Source organism: Burkholderia sp. AU39826 (genome assembly GCF_020419965.1).
Lineage (GTDB): Bacteria > Pseudomonadota > Gammaproteobacteria > Burkholderiales > Burkholderiaceae > Burkholderia > Burkholderia semiarida.
The window spans coordinates 1-19,250 of the sequence record NZ_JAIZQG010000010.1; the positions used below are offsets into that span (position 1 = coordinate 1).

At 66.3% G+C, this 19,250-nt stretch carries 18 protein-coding genes; 10 read left to right on the top strand and 8 right to left on the bottom strand.

Annotated elements, in window-relative coordinates:
- The first annotated feature begins 741 nt into the window (after window positions 1-741).
- The gene (locus LGM42_RS18360; protein ID WP_081066527.1) at window positions 742-1,674 is read left to right on the top strand and encodes a hypothetical protein; all 933 of its coding nucleotides are present in this window, start codon (window positions 742-744) and stop codon (window positions 1,672-1,674) included.
- A 90-nt stretch (window positions 1,675-1,764) separates the two neighbouring features.
- Window positions 1,765-2,577 carry a hypothetical protein gene (locus LGM42_RS18365; RefSeq protein ID WP_226232829.1) on the top strand — a complete coding sequence of 271 codons (813 nt, stop codon included), beginning with the start codon at window positions 1,765-1,767 and terminating at the stop codon, window positions 2,575-2,577.
- Window positions 2,578-2,704: 127 nt separating this feature from the next.
- Here the strand turns inward: LGM42_RS18365 and argG are convergent, their stop codons facing one another.
- The 3 genes from argG to LGM42_RS18380 all read right to left on the bottom strand — a co-directional run bounded on the left by argG (window position 2,705) and on the right by LGM42_RS18380 (window position 7,145).
- On the bottom strand, window positions 2,705-4,042 hold the full coding sequence (argG, locus tag LGM42_RS18370; protein WP_006496064.1) for an argininosuccinate synthase: 1,338 nt from the start codon (window positions 4,040-4,042) through the stop codon (window positions 2,705-2,707).
- A gap of 328 nt (window positions 4,043-4,370) precedes the next feature.
- Window positions 4,371-5,441, bottom strand: a complete 1,071-nt coding sequence (locus LGM42_RS18375; RefSeq protein WP_104012966.1) for an FUSC family protein — start codon at window positions 5,439-5,441, stop codon at window positions 4,371-4,373.
- 171 nt (window positions 5,442-5,612) lie between these two features.
- Window positions 5,613-7,145 (bottom strand): sensor domain-containing diguanylate cyclase, encoded by a 1,533-nt coding sequence (locus LGM42_RS18380; RefSeq protein WP_226232830.1) that lies wholly within the window; start codon window positions 7,143-7,145, stop codon window positions 5,613-5,615.
- A gap of 585 nt (window positions 7,146-7,730) precedes the next feature.
- On the opposite strand from LGM42_RS18380, the gene LGM42_RS18385 reads away from it, so the two are divergent.
- From LGM42_RS18385 to LGM42_RS18400, 4 genes are all read left to right on the top strand, one after another.
- The gene (locus LGM42_RS18385; protein ID WP_059575253.1) at window positions 7,731-9,266 is read left to right on the top strand and encodes an amino acid permease; all 1,536 of its coding nucleotides are present in this window, start codon (window positions 7,731-7,733) and stop codon (window positions 9,264-9,266) included.
- A gap of 262 nt (window positions 9,267-9,528) precedes the next feature.
- Complete coding sequence (locus tag LGM42_RS18390; RefSeq protein ID WP_059575255.1) at window positions 9,529-9,774, top strand: DUF3717 domain-containing protein; 246 nt, start codon at window positions 9,529-9,531, stop codon at window positions 9,772-9,774.
- Window positions 9,775-10,039: 265 nt separating this feature from the next.
- Entirely contained in the window at window positions 10,040-10,957 is a 918-nt protein-coding gene (locus tag LGM42_RS18395) for a LysR family transcriptional regulator (protein WP_059237452.1), read from the top strand.
- Window positions 10,958-11,072: 115 nt separating this feature from the next.
- Complete coding sequence (locus LGM42_RS18400; RefSeq protein WP_226232831.1) at window positions 11,073-11,900, top strand: alpha/beta fold hydrolase; 828 nt, start codon at window positions 11,073-11,075, stop codon at window positions 11,898-11,900.
- Between the two features lie 40 nt (window positions 11,901-11,940).
- Here LGM42_RS18400 and LGM42_RS18405 read toward each other — a convergent pair whose 3' ends face one another.
- Together LGM42_RS18405 and LGM42_RS18410 are read right to left on the bottom strand one after the other, a co-directional pair.
- Complete coding sequence (locus LGM42_RS18405; protein WP_060311510.1) at window positions 11,941-12,294, bottom strand: hypothetical protein; 354 nt, start codon at window positions 12,292-12,294, stop codon at window positions 11,941-11,943.
- Window positions 12,295-12,501: 207 nt separating this feature from the next.
- Entirely contained in the window at window positions 12,502-13,122 is a 621-nt protein-coding gene (locus LGM42_RS18410; protein ID WP_226232832.1) for a TetR/AcrR family transcriptional regulator, read from the bottom strand.
- A gap of 101 nt (window positions 13,123-13,223) precedes the next feature.
- Between LGM42_RS18410 and LGM42_RS18415 the strand changes: the two genes are divergently transcribed.
- Complete coding sequence (locus LGM42_RS18415; RefSeq protein ID WP_226232833.1) at window positions 13,224-14,465, top strand: glycosyltransferase; 1,242 nt, start codon at window positions 13,224-13,226, stop codon at window positions 14,463-14,465.
- A gap of 15 nt (window positions 14,466-14,480) precedes the next feature.
- On the opposite strand, the gene hutC is transcribed toward LGM42_RS18415, so the two are convergent.
- The 3 genes from hutC to LGM42_RS18430 all read right to left on the bottom strand — a co-directional run bounded on the left by hutC (window position 14,481) and on the right by LGM42_RS18430 (window position 16,849).
- A complete protein-coding gene (gene hutC, locus LGM42_RS18420) occupies window positions 14,481-15,176 on the bottom strand; it encodes a histidine utilization repressor (RefSeq protein ID WP_059575266.1) in 696 nt (231 codons plus the stop codon).
- A 182-nt stretch (window positions 15,177-15,358) separates the two neighbouring features.
- Window positions 15,359-16,486 (bottom strand): porin, encoded by a 1,128-nt coding sequence (locus LGM42_RS18425; protein ID WP_226232834.1) that lies wholly within the window; start codon window positions 16,484-16,486, stop codon window positions 15,359-15,361.
- A gap of 132 nt (window positions 16,487-16,618) precedes the next feature.
- Complete coding sequence (locus LGM42_RS18430) at window positions 16,619-16,849, bottom strand: hypothetical protein (RefSeq protein WP_226232835.1); 231 nt, start codon at window positions 16,847-16,849, stop codon at window positions 16,619-16,621.
- 743 nt (window positions 16,850-17,592) lie between these two features.
- On the opposite strand from LGM42_RS18430, the gene LGM42_RS18435 reads away from it, so the two are divergent.
- The 3 genes from LGM42_RS18435 to LGM42_RS18445 all read left to right on the top strand — a co-directional run bounded on the left by LGM42_RS18435 (window position 17,593) and on the right by LGM42_RS18445 (window position 19,229).
- The gene (locus LGM42_RS18435) at window positions 17,593-17,739 is read left to right on the top strand and encodes a hypothetical protein (RefSeq protein WP_226094222.1); all 147 of its coding nucleotides are present in this window, start codon (window positions 17,593-17,595) and stop codon (window positions 17,737-17,739) included.
- A gap of 90 nt (window positions 17,740-17,829) precedes the next feature.
- Window positions 17,830-18,519, top strand: coding sequence for an ABC transporter permease (locus tag LGM42_RS18440; RefSeq protein WP_226232836.1), 690 nt, complete (start codon window positions 17,830-17,832; stop codon window positions 18,517-18,519).
- Entirely contained in the window at window positions 18,516-19,229 is a 714-nt protein-coding gene (locus LGM42_RS18445; protein ID WP_059575275.1) for an ABC transporter permease, read from the top strand. The genes LGM42_RS18440 and LGM42_RS18445 overlap by 4 nt, the downstream gene beginning before the upstream one ends.
- The last annotated feature ends 21 nt before the right edge of the window (window positions 19,230-19,250 follow it).

Consider the following 19,250-nt stretch of genomic DNA (forward strand, 5'->3'; position numbering starts at 1 on the left):
TCAGTTCCGGGTCCAGGTTCAAGCCCTTGCCCGGTTCTACGGTCGCTTCTTCCTTACGTTTGCGTGGCATAACGTGGCTCCTTGGCCATCAGTTTATGCCTCACACACAAAGGTTCGGATAGGCTCGTAGCCTGGGATGTTCTTGTGCCGCTGCGTCGCGACTGAAGCGTTTCCCCGATCGACAGATTGAATTCAAACGTGGGTTCGACTTCATCGCTCGATCCAACGGCCGGGCAAGGGGCCTTACGGAGCCCCGGAACAAATCCCTTAGAAAATTCCCTCGATAAAGCGCCCTAAAGAAATCCCCCCCACCGCCGTTACCTTCTTCGGTAGCTCAAAAAAAGTATTACCAAAGCCATACAACCAAACCACACGACCAGATAACCGAGGGGGCGCCCGGCCGTCGAAGCCGTGCGCAGTATCAGAAGATGGGATGCACCGATTCGATGGTGCGCGCAGGCACCGGGGGCTGGCGCGCGCTGTGCCTTTGCCTTGCCGCGACATGCCTGCTGCTGCATGCGGTTCTCACCGCTGCGTGCGCGTTCCCGCACGACCACACCTCCACGCTCGTATCCGTCGTGCCGAATATCCGGCAACCGACGCCCCCCGCATCGTCCTTCCCCATCACATCACACCACGCACCCAACATCGCTCGAGGAGGCCCACACACCACACCCGAAAAGTAACCCGATTCGAATCTGAACCATTAAAAAAAACGCATCAAAAAAATCGAGGATTGAATTGAACAAGCATTCCCTTTGTCTGCTGACCGCAGCCGCGATCTCGGTATTCGTCGTCGCTGGTTGCGGCGGCGGTGACGGCTCGTCGAACGCAAGCAGCGGCACGCCCGCCAACACCGGCGGCGCCAACAACGCAGCCAGCGCACCGTCCGTCGCGTCCACGCCGCTCGCGGCGCCCCCCGCAAGCGCGCCCGTCGCATCGTCGCAGCCGGTGACGGTTGGCGAGGCACTGCCCAGCCTGACGACCCCGCAAGACGGTTCGACGGCCGCAACGGCAACCGGCCCGGTCGGGATCTGGTCGGCATCCGGCAACCTCGGCTACTCGACCATCGCCCTGGTCGACCCGCACAACAACCTGAGCACGCTCAATCTGCTCGGATCGTTCGTGATGTCCGACGATTTCACGAATCTGACCGTCAACGGTTCGACGTGGTCGCTTGCACCGGGTATCAACTTCGCGGGAACGAGCGGCATCGTCACGAAGATCGATTCGGGCTCGGGCGCATACAGCCCGAAGCAGACGTTGTCCGGCACGATCACCCGCAACGGTACGGCCTCGAATTTCACGTGGACCTACAACGCCGCGAACGCACTTGCCGTCACGCAGGACAGCGTGGTGGGCACGTGGGCGACGACCAACGCATCGTTCGCGATTGCATCGGGCGGTACGCTGACCGGCACGCTGAGCGGTTGCAACCTGAGCGGCACGTTGCTGCTTTCCACGCCCGGCTCGAGCCAGAACATGTACGACATGACGGTGACGGCCTCCGCATCGACGGGCTGCAAGCTGCCGGCCGGCGTTCCGCTGTCGGGCAATGCCGCGATCATGTTCGTGCCGATCACGGGAACCAACGGTTTCAAGCGTTCGATCCTCTACGTGCTGCGCGCGGCTGATTACAGCTTCATCGCGTACGGTCAGGTGATCAAACAATAAACGCACGGTCGCACCGCACACGGCGCGTCGACGCGCCGCGTGCGGCGGCCCGATGAACACGTTCCGTCAACAACGAAAGCCACCCATCCAATGAAGAACTCTTCCAAAGCTACCCTGGTCGGTTGCGGCCTGCTCGTGACGCTGCTGTCCGGCTGCACCACGGTGCCGAACACGGACATGAAGCCCGAGGCGCGTCAGAAGCTGCATTCGATCGCGATGCTCGACGTCACCGAGCCGAAGCGTGTCTCGGTCGTCAATTTCGGCGGCGCGGCGGCCGGGTTCGGGTTGATCGGCGCGCTCGCACAAGGCGCCGTCAACGCAAGCCATACGAGCACCTACACGGACCACGTGGCCGCCGGCAAGATCCTCTTCGCACCGGACATCGCGGACGGCGTGGCGGGCCGCCTCACCGGCAACGGCTATCAGGTCGTGAAGCTGGACGGGCAGAAGGTGAAGCTTGCCGATGACGGCAAGTCGGACGACTACTCGGCGATCCAGACCGACGCGGATGCGATCATGAACGTGTGGTTCACGTCGTTCGGCTATATCTCGCCGCCTCAGCAGCTCGACTACATCCCGTGGGTCGTCATCCGCGCGCGCATTCTCGACGCGAAGACGAAGCAGGACCTCTATTACAAGACGTTCGCGTGCGGCTACGACATCAAGGCGAACAGCGTCCACATCGACAGCGATTTCGCGTACACGTACGGCAGCTTCAGCGATCTCGAGAAGAATTTCGACAAGTCGGTGGAAGGGATCAAGTCGTGCGAGAAGTCGGTCGCGGACATGATCGGTCAGGATCTGGCGCGCACGCCCGCGTCGGCGCCGGCCAATGCCACCGCTTCCACGACGATGACGAGGCCTGCAGCCACTGCGACGGCCACGGTGTCGAAAAAACTCTGACGCGCCTGCAGGATCGTCGCGATACGCGTTCCGAATCCGGCAGTGCTTGAAGAAAAAGCGGGAAGGGAAGTACTGCACGCAGCCGGGCGGTTGTCACGCCGCCCGGCCGCTGGCGAAAGCGACTGGCTTACTTGTCGCCGTCGCCCTTGATCTGCGGCAGCGCCGACGCTTCACCCGGCGTCAGCAGCCCGACTTGCGAATACACGCGCAGTTTGTCGCGCGTATCGGTGATGTCGAGGTTGCGCATCGTCAGTTGGCCGATCCGGTCGCGCGGCGAGAACGTCGACGCCACCTTCTCCATCGACAGGCGTTCCGGCTGATACGTGAGGTTCGGCGACTTCGTGCTCAGGATCGAGTAGTCGTTGCCGCGGCGCAGTTCGATCTTCACTTCGCCGGTGATCGCGCGCGCGACCCAGCGCTGGGCGGTTTCGCGCAGCATGATCGCCTGCGGGTCGAACCAGCGGCCCTGGTACAGCAGGCGGCCGAGGCGGCGGCCGTTCTCGCGGTACTGCTCGATCGTGTCTTCGTTGTGGATGCCGGTGACGAGACGCTCGTACGCGATGTACAGCAGCGCGAGGCCCGGGGCTTCGTAGATGCCGCGGCTCTTCGCCTCGATGATGCGGTTCTCGATCTGGTCGCTCATACCGAGGCCGTGGCGGCCGCCGATGCGGTTCGCTTCCAGCAGCAGCTCGACCTGATCCTTGAACTCGACGCCGTTCAGCGCGACCGGCTGGCCGGCTTCGAAGCGCACCGTCACTTCCTCGGCGGCGATCTTCACGTCGTCGCGCCAGAACGCGACGCCCATGATCGGGTTCACGATCTTGATGCCGCTTTCGAGGCTTTCCAGATCCTTCGCTTCGTGCGTCGCGCCGAGCAGGTTCGAGTCGGTCGAATACGCCTTCTCGGCCGACATCTTGTACGCGAAGCCGGCCTGGTTCATGAATTCGGACATTTCGGCGCGGCCGCCGAGCTCGTCGATGAACGTCTGGTCGAGCCACGGCTTGTAGATCTTCAGATCCGGGTTCACGAGCAGGCCGTAGCGGTAGAAGCGCTCGATGTCGTTGCCCTTGTACGTGCTGCCGTCGCCCCAGATGTTGACGCCGTCTTCCTTCATCGCGGCGACGAGCATCGTGCCCGTCACGGCGCGGCCGATCGGCGTCGTGTTGAAGTACGTGACGCCGGCGGTCGTGATGTGGAACGCGCCGCTTTGCAGCGCCGCGATGCCTTCGGCGACGAGCTGCGCGCGGCAGTCGATCAGGCGGGCGCCGGCTGCGCCGTATTCGATCGCGCGTTTCGGGATCGCGTCGTAATCGTCTTCGTCGGGCTGGCCGAGGTTTGCCGTGTATGCGTACGGGACGGCGCCCTTCAGTTTCATCCAGTGCAGCGCGGCGCTGGTGTCCAGGCCGCCGGAGAAGGCGATGCCGACCTTCTGGCCGGTCGGGAGGCTTTCGAGAATCGTGCTCATAGGAATTACCGTGGATTGAAGCCGGTGGGATCGTATTTCGCGGAATATGCGAGTATCGGCTGTCCGGGAAGTTGGGGCAAGGGCTGATTTTGGTGCGGAACCGGCGTCGGGCCTGTCGCGGCGGGCCTGACGGGCAGTTAACCGGGTGGAGAACGCCGTGCTGGATGGCGTTGCATCGCCGCCGAAACACGCACGCCCGCGCCGGGGCGGCAGCGGGATTTCCGGGGCCGGATCGGACGAAGGCCCCGATCGTCGCCGCCGGCGTGTCGTCGCGCCGCACAGAAAGGTATATGAAAGATTGACGCGTGAAGCCCGGATTCCCGGAACGTCAGATATTCCACGACCGCGCGGTATCGAGCAGCCGCTCGCGCAGCTGGTCCACTTCGCCGGCCAGCTTGGCGGTGATCGACACGTAGCCGGACAACTGCGGCGGCGGCGCGTCGTGCAGCGGGTCGACCGGCCGGCGGCGCGGGGCGAGCCGGCTCGGCGTGCCGAACTTGAGCGCGCGGCTCGCGCCGACCAGCGTGTCGCGGATGCGCCGGTTCAACGGCTTCATCTCGACGCGCATGTATTCGCGGGCCGCCGCGTCGTCGCGGGCCGGCAGCGCGCTCGACAGGATCTCCAGATAACCGATGCACAGGCGCAGGCTGCGCTGGATCGCCTCGAGCTGCGTCATCGACGTCTCGCATTCCTTCGACACCGACGGCATCAGCGAGCGCAACTGCACGAGCAGCGCGCTCAGCGCGGCCATTTCCTTCAGGTGCGCGTCGTCGCCGACCGGGCGGTCGCCCGCGAGCCGCGCATGCACGGCCGCGCACGCGCGCAGCGCGTCGGCGAGCTTGTAGCGCCACGAGTAGGTCGCATAGAGCGGCAGCGCGAACGAGAACGCCAGCGCGATCGCGATGCCGACCAGCACGTTCACCGCGCGCCACAGGCCGTCGACGATCTCGTTGTCGCCGTGCCCGGCGACGATCACCATCGTGATCGCCGACAGCAGCGCGATGTAGCCGGCCTTGCCGATCGCGTGATACGCGCAGACGCCGCATCCGACGGCCATCAGCAGGTAGATGACGAACGGCGCATGCAAAGCGGAATAGAGAAGGATCAGCGCGAGGCCCGCGAGCGCGCCGATCGACGTGCCGAGCGCGCGCTCGGCCGCCTTCTTGCGGATGTTGCCGTGGTGCTGCAGCCCGCCGACGACGATCAGCACGGTGATCGTCGACCATTCGCCGTGCGGTACGTTCAGCCCCGTGGATAGCGCGATCGACACCAGAATCGCGAGCGCGACGCGCGCCGCATGGATCAGCTTCGCGTGGCGGTAGCGGCGGTACGGATCGAGCAGCGGGCGAAGCGCGTGGCGCACGAGCGGCGGCAATCGGGTCGGGAGCGGGGCGGTCATGACGGAGCAGGAGTGGCCGGAACGAGCACGGCGGCCCGCGCGGGCCGGCGCCGCGCCGCATGCGCAGCAGACGTAACGCTAGCCGAACGCGCGCGGGCTGTCCACGGCGGGGCCGGGCGGCAGCCGGCCGCCGGCCGCATCAGATCACGCGCCACGTTCCATCATCGCGCGTCAAGCGTCGGCCGCGCTCGACTGCGCATCCAGCACGCGGTTGCGGCCGCCGGACTTCGCGCGGTACAGCGCTTCGTCGGCGCGCCGCAGCAGCGTCGCGGCGTTCATCCGGCCGTCGGCGGCGGTGGCCGTGCCGATGCTGGCCGTGACGCGCCCGTACGGGCTCTTCACGTGCTCGATCTCGAGCCCCGCGATCGTACGCCGGATGCTTTCGGCGACGGTCGCCGCGCCTTGCGCGTCGGTGTCGGGGAGCGTGACGACGAATTCCTCGCCGCCGTAGCGCGCGACGTGATCGCTGTCGCGGCGCAGGCAGCGCGACAGCGATTGCGCGACCTGGCGCAGCACGTCGTCGCCGGCCGGGTGGCCGTAGTAGTCGTTGAACGCCTTGAAGTGATCGACGTCGACGAACAGCACGGACAACGGGCGCCCGCTGCGCGACGCGCGCTGGGCCTCCTTCGCGAGCACCGCATCGAACGTGCCGCGGTTGTCGAGGCCCGTCAGCGAATCGGTGTGCGCGAGCCGGTACAGCTTGGATTCGGCGACCTGCCGGCGCTTCAGCTCGCGCGACAGCGCGAGCGAGCCCCACGCGATGAACGCCGTGAACAGGCTCATCAGCACGACGGTCCAGACCGCGCGGTGGCGCCATGACGCGTAGATGTCGATTTCGGCGGGCGCGACGTCGACGATCAGCGGCAGCCCGGCGAGATGCTTGTAAACATAGACGCGCCGCACGCCGTCGATGGCGCCGACGCCCGTCAGCTCGCCGGCGCGTCCGCGCTGCGCGTCGATGAACAGCGGCGAGTCGTGCAGGTCGAGGCCGACCACCCGCGTGTCGTACGGCAGGCGCGACACGAGCGTGCCGTTGTCCTCGACGATCGCCGCGCTGCCGTGCCGGCCGACCGCGATGCCGTCGAGCAGCGCGCGGAAGTAGTCGATGCTGAGCGTGCCGACGACGATCCCGCCGAACGTGCCGTCGGGCCGGTTGATCCGGCGGCTCAGCGCGATCGTCAGCGCGCCGCCGCGCAGCCGCGACGCGTACGGCCGGCTGATGTAGAGGCCGGGGGCAAGCCGGTCGCGGTGCACGGCGAAATAGTCGCGGTCGGCGAAATTGCCTTGCCGCGCCGGCGACGCGCTGGAGTCGATCGCGATATTGCCGTGCGCATCCATCACGAAAATCGAGCCGAGATAGGCGCCGGTCGCCGCGCGGTCGAACAGCAGCCGGTGGCGCTGGCGCGGCGGCAATGTCATCAGTTCCGGATCGGCCACGCCGTCGACGACGTTTTGCAGCGACAAATCGTAGAGTTCGATATTGCGCGCGATGTCACGTTCGATCAGCAGCATCAGGTTGCGCGCATTTTCGACCGCATGGTCATGCGCGTCGCGTCGCGCCTCGATTAATAGCGACGTGGAAAGTCCCCAACTGAACATCAGCAGGACGATGCCCGCCACGAGTACGCCGCGGGGCGACAGAATGCGTGCCACGATCGACGCGGTTTGGCGGCGCAGCGTGGCGGGCAGCGGGAATGACTTCATCCTCGGGGGCTGGGGCGGCGGCGGCTCGCATCGTTGGCGGTTCCGCGCGCGGATTATTTCGAATTAAACGTCATTATCCCGCGAATTCCCGAATTTCGCGCGTACATGCAAAACATGCATGTAGACAGCGTGACGCGCGACGGTTACGCATCATTACCGCATGGCGTACGGGCAACTTGATTTGAATCAATTAACAGTGTCGGTCTTTTTGTCTGATTAATCGCATAATCATCAGTCGATTTTGCCTATTGCCGCGGTATTTGGCGGATAGAGACAGGATTACCTGCCGACCGTGACAAACGAAAATCGAATGACCCGGTCGCAATCGTGGTTTTTGCAACGTATGAGGAAATCGCGGCGGCCGACGCGGCCAACCCGTTGATTCCGCGAAATCTCCGGCGCGGCAGCGGGCGCGCCGACCTCGGCTGTCCCCCTGTCGAATCAGGTAGAATCCGCGCTTCGCCGCAGGCGCCCGCCGCGCAACGCGTATCGGGGCCGCATCGAATGCATCGCAGGACGCGCGCCGCGCTCCGATTCCGCATGCGCCGGCTACGGATGCCGGCTCGCTCAACGTTCGTCTCGTTTATGTCCGCAATTCCGAATTCCGACCCACCCGGTTCGCCCGCGAACCCACCCAAGCTTCATCGCGCGCTGAAGGCGCGCCACCTGACGATGATCGCCATCGGCGGCTCGATCGGCACGGGCCTGTTCGTCGCGTCCGGCGCGTCGATCTCGCAGGCCGGCCCCGGCGGCGCGATGGTCGCGTACATGCTGATCGGCCTGATGGTCTACTTCCTGATGACGAGCCTCGGCGAGATGGCCGCGTTCATGCCGGTGTCGGGCTCGTTCGCGACCTACGGCGCGAAATACGTCGACGAAGGCTTCGGCTTCGCGCTCGGCTGGAACTACTGGTACAACTGGGCGGTGACGATCGCGGTGGAGCTCGTCGCCGCGCAGCTCGTGATGCACTACTGGTTTCCGGACGTGCCGGGCGTGTGGTGGAGCGCGGCGTTCCTCGCCGTGATGTTCCTGCTCAACGCGCTCACCGTGCGCGGTTTCGGCGAGGCCGAATACTGGTTCGCGCTGATCAAGGTCGTCACCGTGGTCGCGTTCATCGGCGTCGGCCTGTTGATGATCTTCGGCATTCTGAAGGGCGCACCGGCCAACGGCTGGGGCAACCTGACGATCGGCGACGCACCGTTCGCGGGCGGCCTGCCGGCGCTGATGGGCGTCGCGATGATCGCGGGCTTCTCGTTCCAGGGCACCGAGCTGATCGGCGTCGCGGCCGGCGAATCGGAGCACCCGCGCACGACGATTCCGCGTGCGGTGCGCCAGGTGTTCTGGCGCATCCTGCTGTTCTACGTGTTCGCGATCTTCGTGATCGGCGTGCTGATTCCATACACCGACCCGAACCTGCTGAAGACGGACGTGACCGACATCGGCGTGAGCCCGTTCACGCTCGTGTTCCGCCACGCGGGCCTGGCCTTCGCGGCCGGCGTGATGAACGCGGTGATCCTGACGGCCGTGCTGTCGGCCGGCAATTCGGGCATGTATGCATCCACGCGGATGCTGTACAACCTCGCCACCGAAGGCCGCGCGCCGAAGGTATTCGCGAAGCTGTCGCCGGGCGGCGTGCCGCGCAACGCGCTGTACGCGACCACCGCCGTCGGCGCGCTGTGCTTCTTCACGTCGCTGTACGGCGACAAGACCGTGTACCTGTGGCTGCTGAACACGTCGGGGATGACGGGCTTCATCGCGTGGCTCGGCATCGCCATCAGCCATTACCGGTTCCGCAAGGGTTACGTGAAGCAGGGTTACGCGCTCGATCAACTGCCGTACCAGTCGAAGTGGTTCCCGTTCGGCCCGCTGTTCGCGTTCGTGCTGTGCCTCGTGATCGCGCTCGGCCAGGACTATCAGGCGTTCCTCGCGAACCGGATCGACTGGGCCGGCGTGGCCGCCACCTATGTCGGCATTCCGCTGTTCATCGTCGTGTGGCTCGGCTTCCGGTTCCTGAAGAAGAGCCGGTTCGTGCGCTACGAGGACATGGAGATCGCGCCGTGGGTCGCCGCCAATCGCGGCGCGCAGCGGCCGCCGGTGGCGAACCGCGAAACCGCGGGCTGACGCCGGCACGGCAGGCGGCCGCGCGACGGGACGAAACGGGAAGCCGCGCGCTTCCCGTTTTTTTTGCCCGGCTTTTGCCTGCACGGGGTCAAAGCCGGTTATATTGCCCGACCCTACCGGGCCACGGCCCGGCCGGCGCGACAGGCGCGGCGCGGATCGGCATCCGGCGCGCGCCGCGTGCGGCGGCCGGCGAGTGGCCCGGCGTTTTCATCGTTCCATCCGGGCCGGCACGGCCCGCGGAGCGCGCAACTTAGAGGAATCCATGAGCGCATCACCCGCCGAGCGGAAGGCCGGACCCGTTTCCATCGTGCGAATCGAAGCCGCGATCAACGCGTGGCGCGAAGTCTACCCGCCGGCGCCGAACGGCGAGGACGGCTACGCGCTCGACGCGGGCAGCAACTGCCTCGCCGAGCTGTACGGCAAGATGATCTGCTACCAGTTGCCGGACGTGCCGCTCGACTCGTTGAGCCACGAGCAGCGCGACGCGCTGTACGCGACCGAGGTGTGATGCGCGGTCGCGCCGCCGCGGCCGCCGCGGCGATGAAACGACGGGAAGCTTGCGGGCTTCCCGTTTTGCTTGGGGCGGCCCCCGGACGTCGCCGCGGGCACGACGCTGCTTGCGCCGGGATCGGCGCCGGCTGAGGTATCGTGACGGGATCGGGAAGCAGGCGATCGAGGAAGCCGGTACGGATGGCCGGCGACGGTGACCGGTGCGGGCGCTGTCCGTGCGGTGCCGAAGGAGCGTCCGGCGCCTGTCCCGGGAGGATTCGAACATGGAGTTGAGACACCTCCGCTACTTCGTCGCGGTGGCCGAAGAGCGGAATTTCACGCGGGCGGCGGAACGGCTGCATATCGCGCAGCCGCCGCTGAGCCGGCAGATCCAGCAGCTCGAGGAAGCGCTCGGCGTGCCGCTGTTCGAGCGCAACGCGCGGCCGCTGAAGCTGACCGACGCGGGGCGCTTCTTCTATTCGCACGCGGTGCAGTTGCTCGCGCAGACGACCGAGCTCGAATCGATGACGAAGCGGGTCGGCAAGATCGAGCGCAGCATGTCGGTCGGTTTCGTCGGCTCGACGCTGTACGGGATGCTGCCGAAGATCATCCGGCGCTTTCGCAGCGAATATCCGGCCGTCGAGCTGAGCCTGCACGAGATGTCGACGATGGATCAGATCAAGGCGCTGAAGGAAGGGCGTATCGACGTCGGGTTCGGCCGCATCCGCCACGAGGACCCGAGCGTGCGGCGCGTCGTGCTGCGCGAGGAGCGGATGATCGTCGCGCTGCCGGTCGGTCACGTGCTCGACAGCGCGAAGCCCGTGCTGTCGCTGCACGATCTCGTGAACGACACGCTGATCATCTTTCCGAAGGCGCCGCGTCCGAGCTACGCGGACCAGGTGCTCGCGGCCTTCCACGATCGCGCGCTGCAACCGCGCCGGATCTACGAGACGCGCGAATTGCAGATCGCGCTCGGCCTCGTCGCGATGGGCGAGGGCGTGTCGGTCGTGCCGCATAGCGTGTACGGGCTGAAGCGCGACGACATCAGCTACAAGCCGCTCGACGATCCGAACCTCGTATCGCCGATCATCATGAGCATGCGCATGCTCGACGAATCGGAGGACATCCGCGCGATGCAGGCGCTGATCTACCGGCTGTACGACGAAGCCCAGATGGAGTATCTGCCGCCGCAGCCCGAATGAGCACGTAGGCAAAAGAGGCTTGGGCTTGCTTGACGCCGCGCGCGCCGGCAGGCCACCATGTTCCGATTCGATGCGGCCGCCGACGCGCGGCCGCTTTCATGCAGACGACCGACACATGACCGATATCGTGACCAAGGAGATGACCGTCGAGACGCCGCAAGGGCGTCTCTTTGCGAAACGCTGGCGTGCGGAGCCGGCGCACCACGCGGCCGCGCCTGGGCCGGCCGCGCCTAAGCCGGCCGCGCCGATCGTGCTGCTGCACGATTCACTCGGCTGCGTCGACCTGTGGCGCGACTTCCCCGCGCAGCTTGCACGCGCCACGCAACGCGACGTGATCGCATACGACCGCCTCGGTTTCGGCCGTTCGGATCGTCATCCGGGCCAGCTCGGCACGACATTCGTGCGCGACGAGGCCGATCATGCGTTCGTCGCGGTACTGGAACAGCTCGGCGTCGATGCGTTCGTCGCGTTCGGGCACAGCGTCGGCGGCGGGATGGCGGTCGGCTGTGCGGCCGCGCATCCGGCGCGTTGCCGCGCCCTCGTGACGGTCGCCGCGCAGGCGTTCGTCGAGGATCGCACGCTGGCCGGCATTCGCGACGCGGGGCGGCAGTTCGACGAGCCGGGGCAGCTCGACCGGCTCGCGCGCTATCACGGCGACAAGGCCGAATGGGTGCTGCGCGCGTGGGTCGACACGTGGCTGTCGCCGGCGTTCCGCGACTGGAATCTCGACGGCGACTTGCCGCACGTGCAGTGCGCGACGCTCGCGATTCACGGCGAGGACGACGAATACGGCTCCGACGCGCATCCGAAGCGGATCGCCGCGCGCGTCGCGGGGCCGTCGTCGTTTCTGTTGCTCGCCCGCTGCGGGCACATGCCGCACCGCGAGCGAACGGACGACGTGCTGACCGCCGTCGCGACGTTGCTGCGCGACGCGAGCGCCTGAGCGCGCTCGCCATCGTCGGCGGGCGTCCGCCCGCCGGCCGTCAGAACGAAAGCTGGATCGCGAGATCGATCGCGAGCAACGCGATCGACAGGCCGATGCCGAGAACCACGTTCGGCAACCGGTGCTCGAAATCGCGATGATCCTTGCGCATCGCGGCGCCGAGCAGGAAGATCGCCTCGACGACGATCTGCAGTCCGACGAACAGCAGCATCAGCAGATACTCGTAGCCCATCTGCTTGAACGCGACGAATTGCATCCCGTGATCGCGGATCCACTGGCCGACGCGCAGCAGTTCGTAGACGAACAGCAACGCGGGGAACAGGTAACTGATGAAGTAGGTCGGCGCGGTGGCGTGCCGTAGTTCGAGGTGGAAGTGCTGATGCGTGGTAGCCATCACAACCCTCCTTGCAACGCATGATTGCGGTCGCGACGGCGGCGCGATTGCGTGCGAACCAGGGGATTGCCCGATGCACAGTGCGCAGCCGTACGTCATCAGCATACTGCTGCGCGCGGAATTTGGCATGCAATGCGTGTGTTCGTTGTAACAGTGTGTATGCGCCGCGCGACGCGTTGGCTGCGTCCCGCTGCCGGTCGCGCTGCGTCACCGTTTCGCTTCCGCGCCTTCGATGAACAGCTTCGCGACCGCCTGAAACTCCCGTTTCAGCGATAGCCCCGGCACGGTCAGCCAGCGCAGCATCGCCGCGAGATACAGATGATGGAACCAGGTCGCGAGCTGATCGGCCCGCAGCGTGCGATTCAGTTCGCCGGCCTGCTGGCCGGCTGCGATCAGTTGCTGCCACACCAGCGCGATATCGCTGCCGTTCTCTCGCGTACGCTCCGGTTCGGCTGCGCCGATGCTCAGGAAACGGTGCCGCAGGTACGCGAGCAGGTACACCGGATGGTGTTCGCACCAGGCGGCCGACGCGTCGAGCACGCAGCCGATGCGCGACGCAAAGGTCTTGCGCCGCGCGACGTCGTGCTGCAGGTGCGCGAGATCGCGCGCGAGTTCGCCTTCGAGCCAGTGCGCGAGCACGGCTTCCTTCGTCGGAAAGTGGTTGTACAGCGTGCGCTTCGCGACGTCGGCCTCGGCGGCGATCTGCTCCATCGTGACGGCTTCGTAGCCGTGCGCGTCGAACAGGCGCGCGGCGGTGGCGGCAAGATGCGCGAGCATCTGAATGCGTTTGCGCGCGCGGCGGCCCGGATCGTCGGTCGGAATCGTCATGGCAGGGGTTGACTGAAAGTGTACGGATTGCATTAGTATACGACGTGCACTTTTTGTGAATCCAACCTTTTCGGCTTTTCCGCCGTGTACGAGGCGCCCCCATGAAACTCGTCATCGCCACCTACGGCACTGAAGGCGACACGCGTCCGCTCGCGGCGCTCGGCCGCGCGCTGATGGACGCCGGCCACGACGTCCGCCTGCTGGCCGATGCCGCGACGCTCGGGTCCGCCGCCGCGCTCGGCGTGCCGTCGGCGCCGCTGTCCGGCGACATCCGTCGCGCGATTGCGCCGGAAGGCGTGTTGGCCGATGCGGTGCGCGGGCGCGGCGGTTTCCACGATACGTCGAAGGCGCTTGCCGCGATCGCGAATGCGAACACGGCCGCGTGGATGCGCGAAGTCGCGGACGCGTCGGCCGGGTGCGACGCGCTTCTCGTGTCGGGGCTTGCATCGTTCGTCGGGTTGTCGGTCGCAGAATATCGCGGCATACCTGCGATCGGCACGGGCATGATCCCGATCACGCCGACCGCCGAATTCGCGTCTCCGTTCCTGCCGCCGGGGAAGTTGCCGCGCGGGCTGAATCGCGCGAGCCATCGGCTCGTGAACGCGTTGCTGTGGCAGGCGTTCAGGAAGTCGACGAATGCGGCGCGCGCCAGCGTGTGCGGATTGCCGCCGCGCAAGCACGTGTGGGCCGACCATCCGATGCTGTACGGCGTGTCGCCGGCGCTGTTGTCCGGCCCGGCCGACTGGCCGGCGAACGTGCACGCATGCGGCCAGTGGCGAATCGATGCGCATGCATGGGCGCCGCCGCCCGACCTGTCGGCGTTTCTCGACGCGGGCGAGCCGCCCGTGTACGTCGGTTTCGGCAGCATGGCCGGCTTCGATCGTGCGGCGCTGGCCGCCGCGCTGACGCATGCACTGGCCGGCCGGCGCGCGCTGTTTTATCCGGGCTGGAGCGGCATCGATGCGTCGCTGCTGCCCGCGCACATCCGCGTGATCGACGACACGCCGCACGACTGGCTGTTCCCGCGCGTCGCGATGGCGGTGCATCACGGCGGGTCGGGCACCACGCATTCGGCCGCGCGGGCCGGCATTCCGTCGGTGGTCGTGCCGTTCGCGGGCGATCAGTTCTTCTGGGCGAACCGGCTGCAGCGGCTCGGTGTCGCCGATGCGCCGATCGCCGGCAGGCACATGGACGCTGCCGCGCTGGCGCGGGCGATCGCGTTTGCCGAACGCAGCGACACGAAGGCGCGTGCGACGGAGCTCGGTGCGCGCCTCGCGCGGGAGGATGGCTTGAAGCTGGCCGTCAGCGCGATCGGACGATGCGCGCAACCGCGCGCGAGGTGAGCGCGCGCATCGGCATCAGAAATGCCCGGTGAACCGGTAACGGCTGCCCGGGTGCCACAGATTGGCGACCGACGCGACCATCCCTTGCGACCACGTGCGCCGGTGCAGCAGCAGGCACGGCTCGCGATCGTCCATCGTCAGGTGGTGGCGCGTTTCGGCGTCGGGCATCGCGGCCTCGATCCGGTATTCGACGCGCTGCAGCGGCGCGACGCGCGTCAGGTACTGGTTCGGCGTCGTCGTCGTGAAGTCCTGCAACGCGTATTCGGGTGCGCAGGCCGGATTGACCCAGCGTTCCTCGAGTTGTACGGGCGTGTCGTTCTCGAAATGCAGCACGCGCGAATGGAAGATCGGGCTGCCGGCGTCGAGCCGCAGTTCGTCGGCGAGCTTCGCGTCGGCGACGGCCGCGCCGACCTGCAGCACCTGCGCGCGATAGCCGTGGCCGCGCGCGGCGACTTCGTCGGAGATGCTGCGGATCGCGACGAGCGTGGATTCGTATTTCGGCGACGCCACGTAAGTGCCCGAGCCGCGCGTGCGCGTGAGCACCTGTTCGGCGGTCAGTTCGCGCAGCGCGCGGTTGACGGTCATCCGCGCGACGTTGAATTCGCGCGCGAGCTCGTTCTCCGACGGCACCTGGTCGCCTTCCGCCCATTCGCCGGCATGAATGCGCGCGAGGATGAAGTCCTTGATTTCCTGATAGATCGGTGTGGTCATGGGATCACGATTTCAGAGTCGGCGGCGGGCCGCCGCCGAATGCCGATCCGGCGCGCGCCCGGCGCCGAGTGTACCGGTTTCGCGGGCGCGCCGGCCCGGATTCCCCGAATGATCCCTGTTCGGCCGGCGCGCGTCCATGCGGGATTGCACAGAGCGGCAGGCCTGCGGCGGCTCGCGCGCGATCAGAACCGATGCCGGATGCCGACCGTTGCGACCACCTGCGTGCGCGTCGACGAAGCCGCGAGCCCCGTGACGTTCGCGAACCCGAGCGTCGCGCCCGACGGCACGCCGAACGCGTGCTGGTACACGGTTTCCGCGTACACGTCGGTGCGCTTGCTCAGCGCGTAGTCGGCCATCAGCGTCGCCTGGTGCCACTTCGGCCGGTGGCTGCCGGTTGCGTCGTCGTAGCGGCCGTCGGTGAACGTATAGGCGAGCGCGAACGAGACGGCCGGCGTCAGCGCGTAGCGCGCGTTGACCTCGTAGTTGTCGAAGCGCAGCGCGTTCAGCGCGCCGGGCAGCGACGACGCGGCCGTCTCGTCGAACATCGAGTGCGTCCACAACGCGCCGATCGTCAGCCGATCGAACGCATAGCTGCCGCCGGCGCCCATCACGCGCTGCCGGACGGCCGGGAAGTTCGGCGCGTCGTTCGTCGACAGTGCGCCGCCGGCCGTCAGGCCGCCGCGATTGAGCTGCAGGTACGCGGCGCCGAGGCTGACCGGCCCGTTCGCGTACGACACGCCTGCGCTGTATGCGCGGTTGTTCGCGAAGCCGCCGCCCGCGTTGCTGAATCCGTACAGGCCGCCGAACTGCCAGCCGGCGAGCGTCGGGCTCGTGTATTTCACGGCGTTGTCGATGTAGAACGAATCGTCGATGTTGTCGTTGTCGAACGGATGCGACGCGAGGTTGTTGCCGTCGCCGTTGTTCGCCATCGCGAGCGGGCCGAGATAGTCGACCACGGCGTCGTATTGACGGCCGAGCGTCAGCGCGCCGTACCGGTCGCTCTGCAGCCCGACGTACGCGCGGCGGCCGAACGTCGTATTTCGATAGGACTGCGTGCCGTTGTTCAGATTGAAGCCGCTTTCGAGACGGAACAGCGCGTGCAGGCCGCCGCCGAGATCCTCGTTGCCGCTCAGCCCGAAGACCGTATTGGACAGCAGCCCGCTGCCTTGCTGCCACGTGCTTTTGCCCGACTGGTTGTTCGTATAGGCGATACCGGCATCCAGCATCCCGTAGAGCGTGACGCTGCTTTGCGCGTGCGCGGCGGCGCTGAAGAGTGCAAGCGAGAGGGTTCCGACAACTGCTTTTTTCATTGCATGTATTTCCTGGAAAGGCCCGTTTCGACGGGAACGGCGATCCGTCACGCGTGCCCGCGCGGGCACACGTGTGCGAATCGATGAAAGCGGGAGCGCGTGACACGTGTCACGCGCGGCGGCGAATGCCGGCTAGTGCTGCAACAGGCGGATCGTGCCGAACTCGGCGGCCGGCAGCACGCGCAGGATCGACAGGATCGCGGGCGACGCCTGCGAGCGCGCGACTTCGAGCTCGATGCACGCGCGCCCGGTGCGGCTGTCGAGCGAGGCCGCGTAGCAGTTGAGCGCGGCGCCGACGGCCTGATGCAACTGGCGCCGCACGAGCGCAAGGTCGGCCGATTCGACGCGGATCGACAGCAGCACGAGCGAGTCCGCGGCACAACGACGCCGAGAACGGGCGGGCGGCAGACCGCGTGAAGCACCGCATTCGGTTCTGGTCGATTTCATGTGTTCATCCCCGGCTCGCATCGTGCTCCGCACTGCAGAGATCGCATATCGGACATGGCGCCCATTCTAGGAAGCGCGGTGACGATGCGGTGTATAGACTCGCGCCCACCCCGAAAAGAACCCGTAAAAACGCGATACCGCCTGGTTCCGCCCCGACGAGTTCGGTCTTCTCGTAAAGGCATTCGCTTGCGCGGCGTGCGCGGGTACACGGCGAACTTGCGCCGCACATGCCAACCGCGGCCGATTCGGCCCGGGCATCCACCAGCGGAATCGCCATTCGCCCGCCCGCTGGTCGGGCCGGGAACGGTCGGCTCGGCGAACGGGAAACTTGGCGATGGCTGGATAAGTATAGACAAGTGAGGGCGCGTCTCTGGTCTGGGTCGATCGTTGGGAGAAGTCCCGTGTTTAGCTTGATGTGATGCGCAATTGATTGAAAAACAAAGGAAAAATTTCATCGGTGCAAGAATCCGCCGACGACTAGAGATAAACCCGGATTGCCGGGCAATCCTCGGAAAAGGCAAAGTTGTATGTACAACTTTGAGCGTCGCCGGAAGGGGCGATCGCCGGGTTGGCAGGGTTCGCGGCGGGGGCGCGGTGCCGGCGGCGCCGGCGCGGGTTGCCCGACAGGGCCCGCCCAGTTCGCCTCTGACAGGAACGCCATGAAGAAACTCGCGCTCAGTATTGCCCCCGCTTGCATCGCGGTCGGTGCCCATGCCAACGATGGGTCGACGATCCGCTTCGGTACTTCGCATTCGACGTCTACGGCGGTTGATCGGCCCGCGCGCCGCGCGCTGCGCCCGGGCTGATGAGCAGGCTGCATCACTCAGTGCGCAGAACTCGTTTGATGCGCGGTTAATGGCTATTGACGATCAGCCACATCGTTCCGGATTCTTCATATGATCTTCCAAGGATTTGGCCCGCTGCTGTGGGCCGGCACGGTCGAGACCGTGAAGCTCGCGGTGCTGTCGCTCGCCGCGTCGCTCGTGCTGGGCCTCGTCGGTGCGAGCGCGAAACTGTCGACCCACCGCATGCTCAAGTCGATCGGCACCTTCTATACGACGCTGATCCGCGCGGTGCCCGATCTCGTCCTGATGCTGCTGCTGTTCTACGGGATGCAGATCCTGCTGAACAACGTCACCGACGCGCTCGGCTGGCGTCAGATCGACATCGATCCGTTCGTCGCCGGCGTCATCACGCTCGGCTTCATCTACGGCGCGTACTTCACCGAAACGTTCCGCGGCGCGTTCCTCGCGGTGCCGCGCGGCCAGCTCGAAGCCGGCTTCGCGTACGGAATGAGCGGCTGGCGCGTGTTTCGCCGCATCCTGTTTCCGCAGATGATGCGCTTCGCGTTGCCGGGCATCGGCAACAACTGGCAGGTGCTCGTGAAGGCCACCGCGCTCGTGTCGATCATCGGCCTCGCCGATGTCGTGAAGGCGTCGCAGGACGCCGGCAAGAGCACGCTCGATTTCTTTTTCTTCACGCTGGCCGCGGGCGCGATCTACCTCGCGATCACGACGGTGTCCAACGTCGTGTTGCATCACCTCGAGAAGCGTTATTCCGTCGGCGTCCGGAGGCTTGCACTGTGATCGAACTCGTCAGCCAGTACTGGCAAAACTTTCTCTATACCGATGGCTACCGCTTCAGCGGCCTCGCGATCACGCTGTGGCTGCTGGTCGTGTCGATCGCGCTCGGTTTCGCACTTGCCGTGCCGCTCGCGATTGCGCGCGCGTCGTCGAACCGCTGGATCTCGGGCCCCGTGTGGCTCTACACGTACGTGTTCCGCGGCACGCCGCTCTACGTGCAACTGCTCATGTGCTACACGGGCATCTACAGCCTGCAGGTCGTGCACGACCACGTGCTCCTCGACACATTCTTTCGCAACGCGATGAACTGCACGCTGCTCGCGTTCGTGCTGAACGAATGCGCGTATGCGACGGAGATCTTCGCGGGCGCGATCAAGGCGACGTCGGCCGGCGAGATCGAGGCAGGGATGGCGTACGGGATGTCGCGCTTCAAGCTCTATACGCGCATCATCCTGCCGTCCGCGCTGCGCCGCTCGCTGCCGAGCTACAGCAACGAAGTGATCCTGATGCTGCACGCGACGACGCTCGCGTTCACCGCGACCGTGCCCGACATCCTGAAGGTCACGCGCGACGTCAATTCGGCGACGTACATGTCGTTCCAGGCCTACGGGATCGCGGCCGTGCTGTACGCCGTCGTCGTGTTCGCGCTCATCTGGGCGTTCCGCAAACTCGAGACGCGCTGGCTCGCGTACCTCGCGCCGCGCAGCCATTAACGCATTCGCATGATCCGCAAC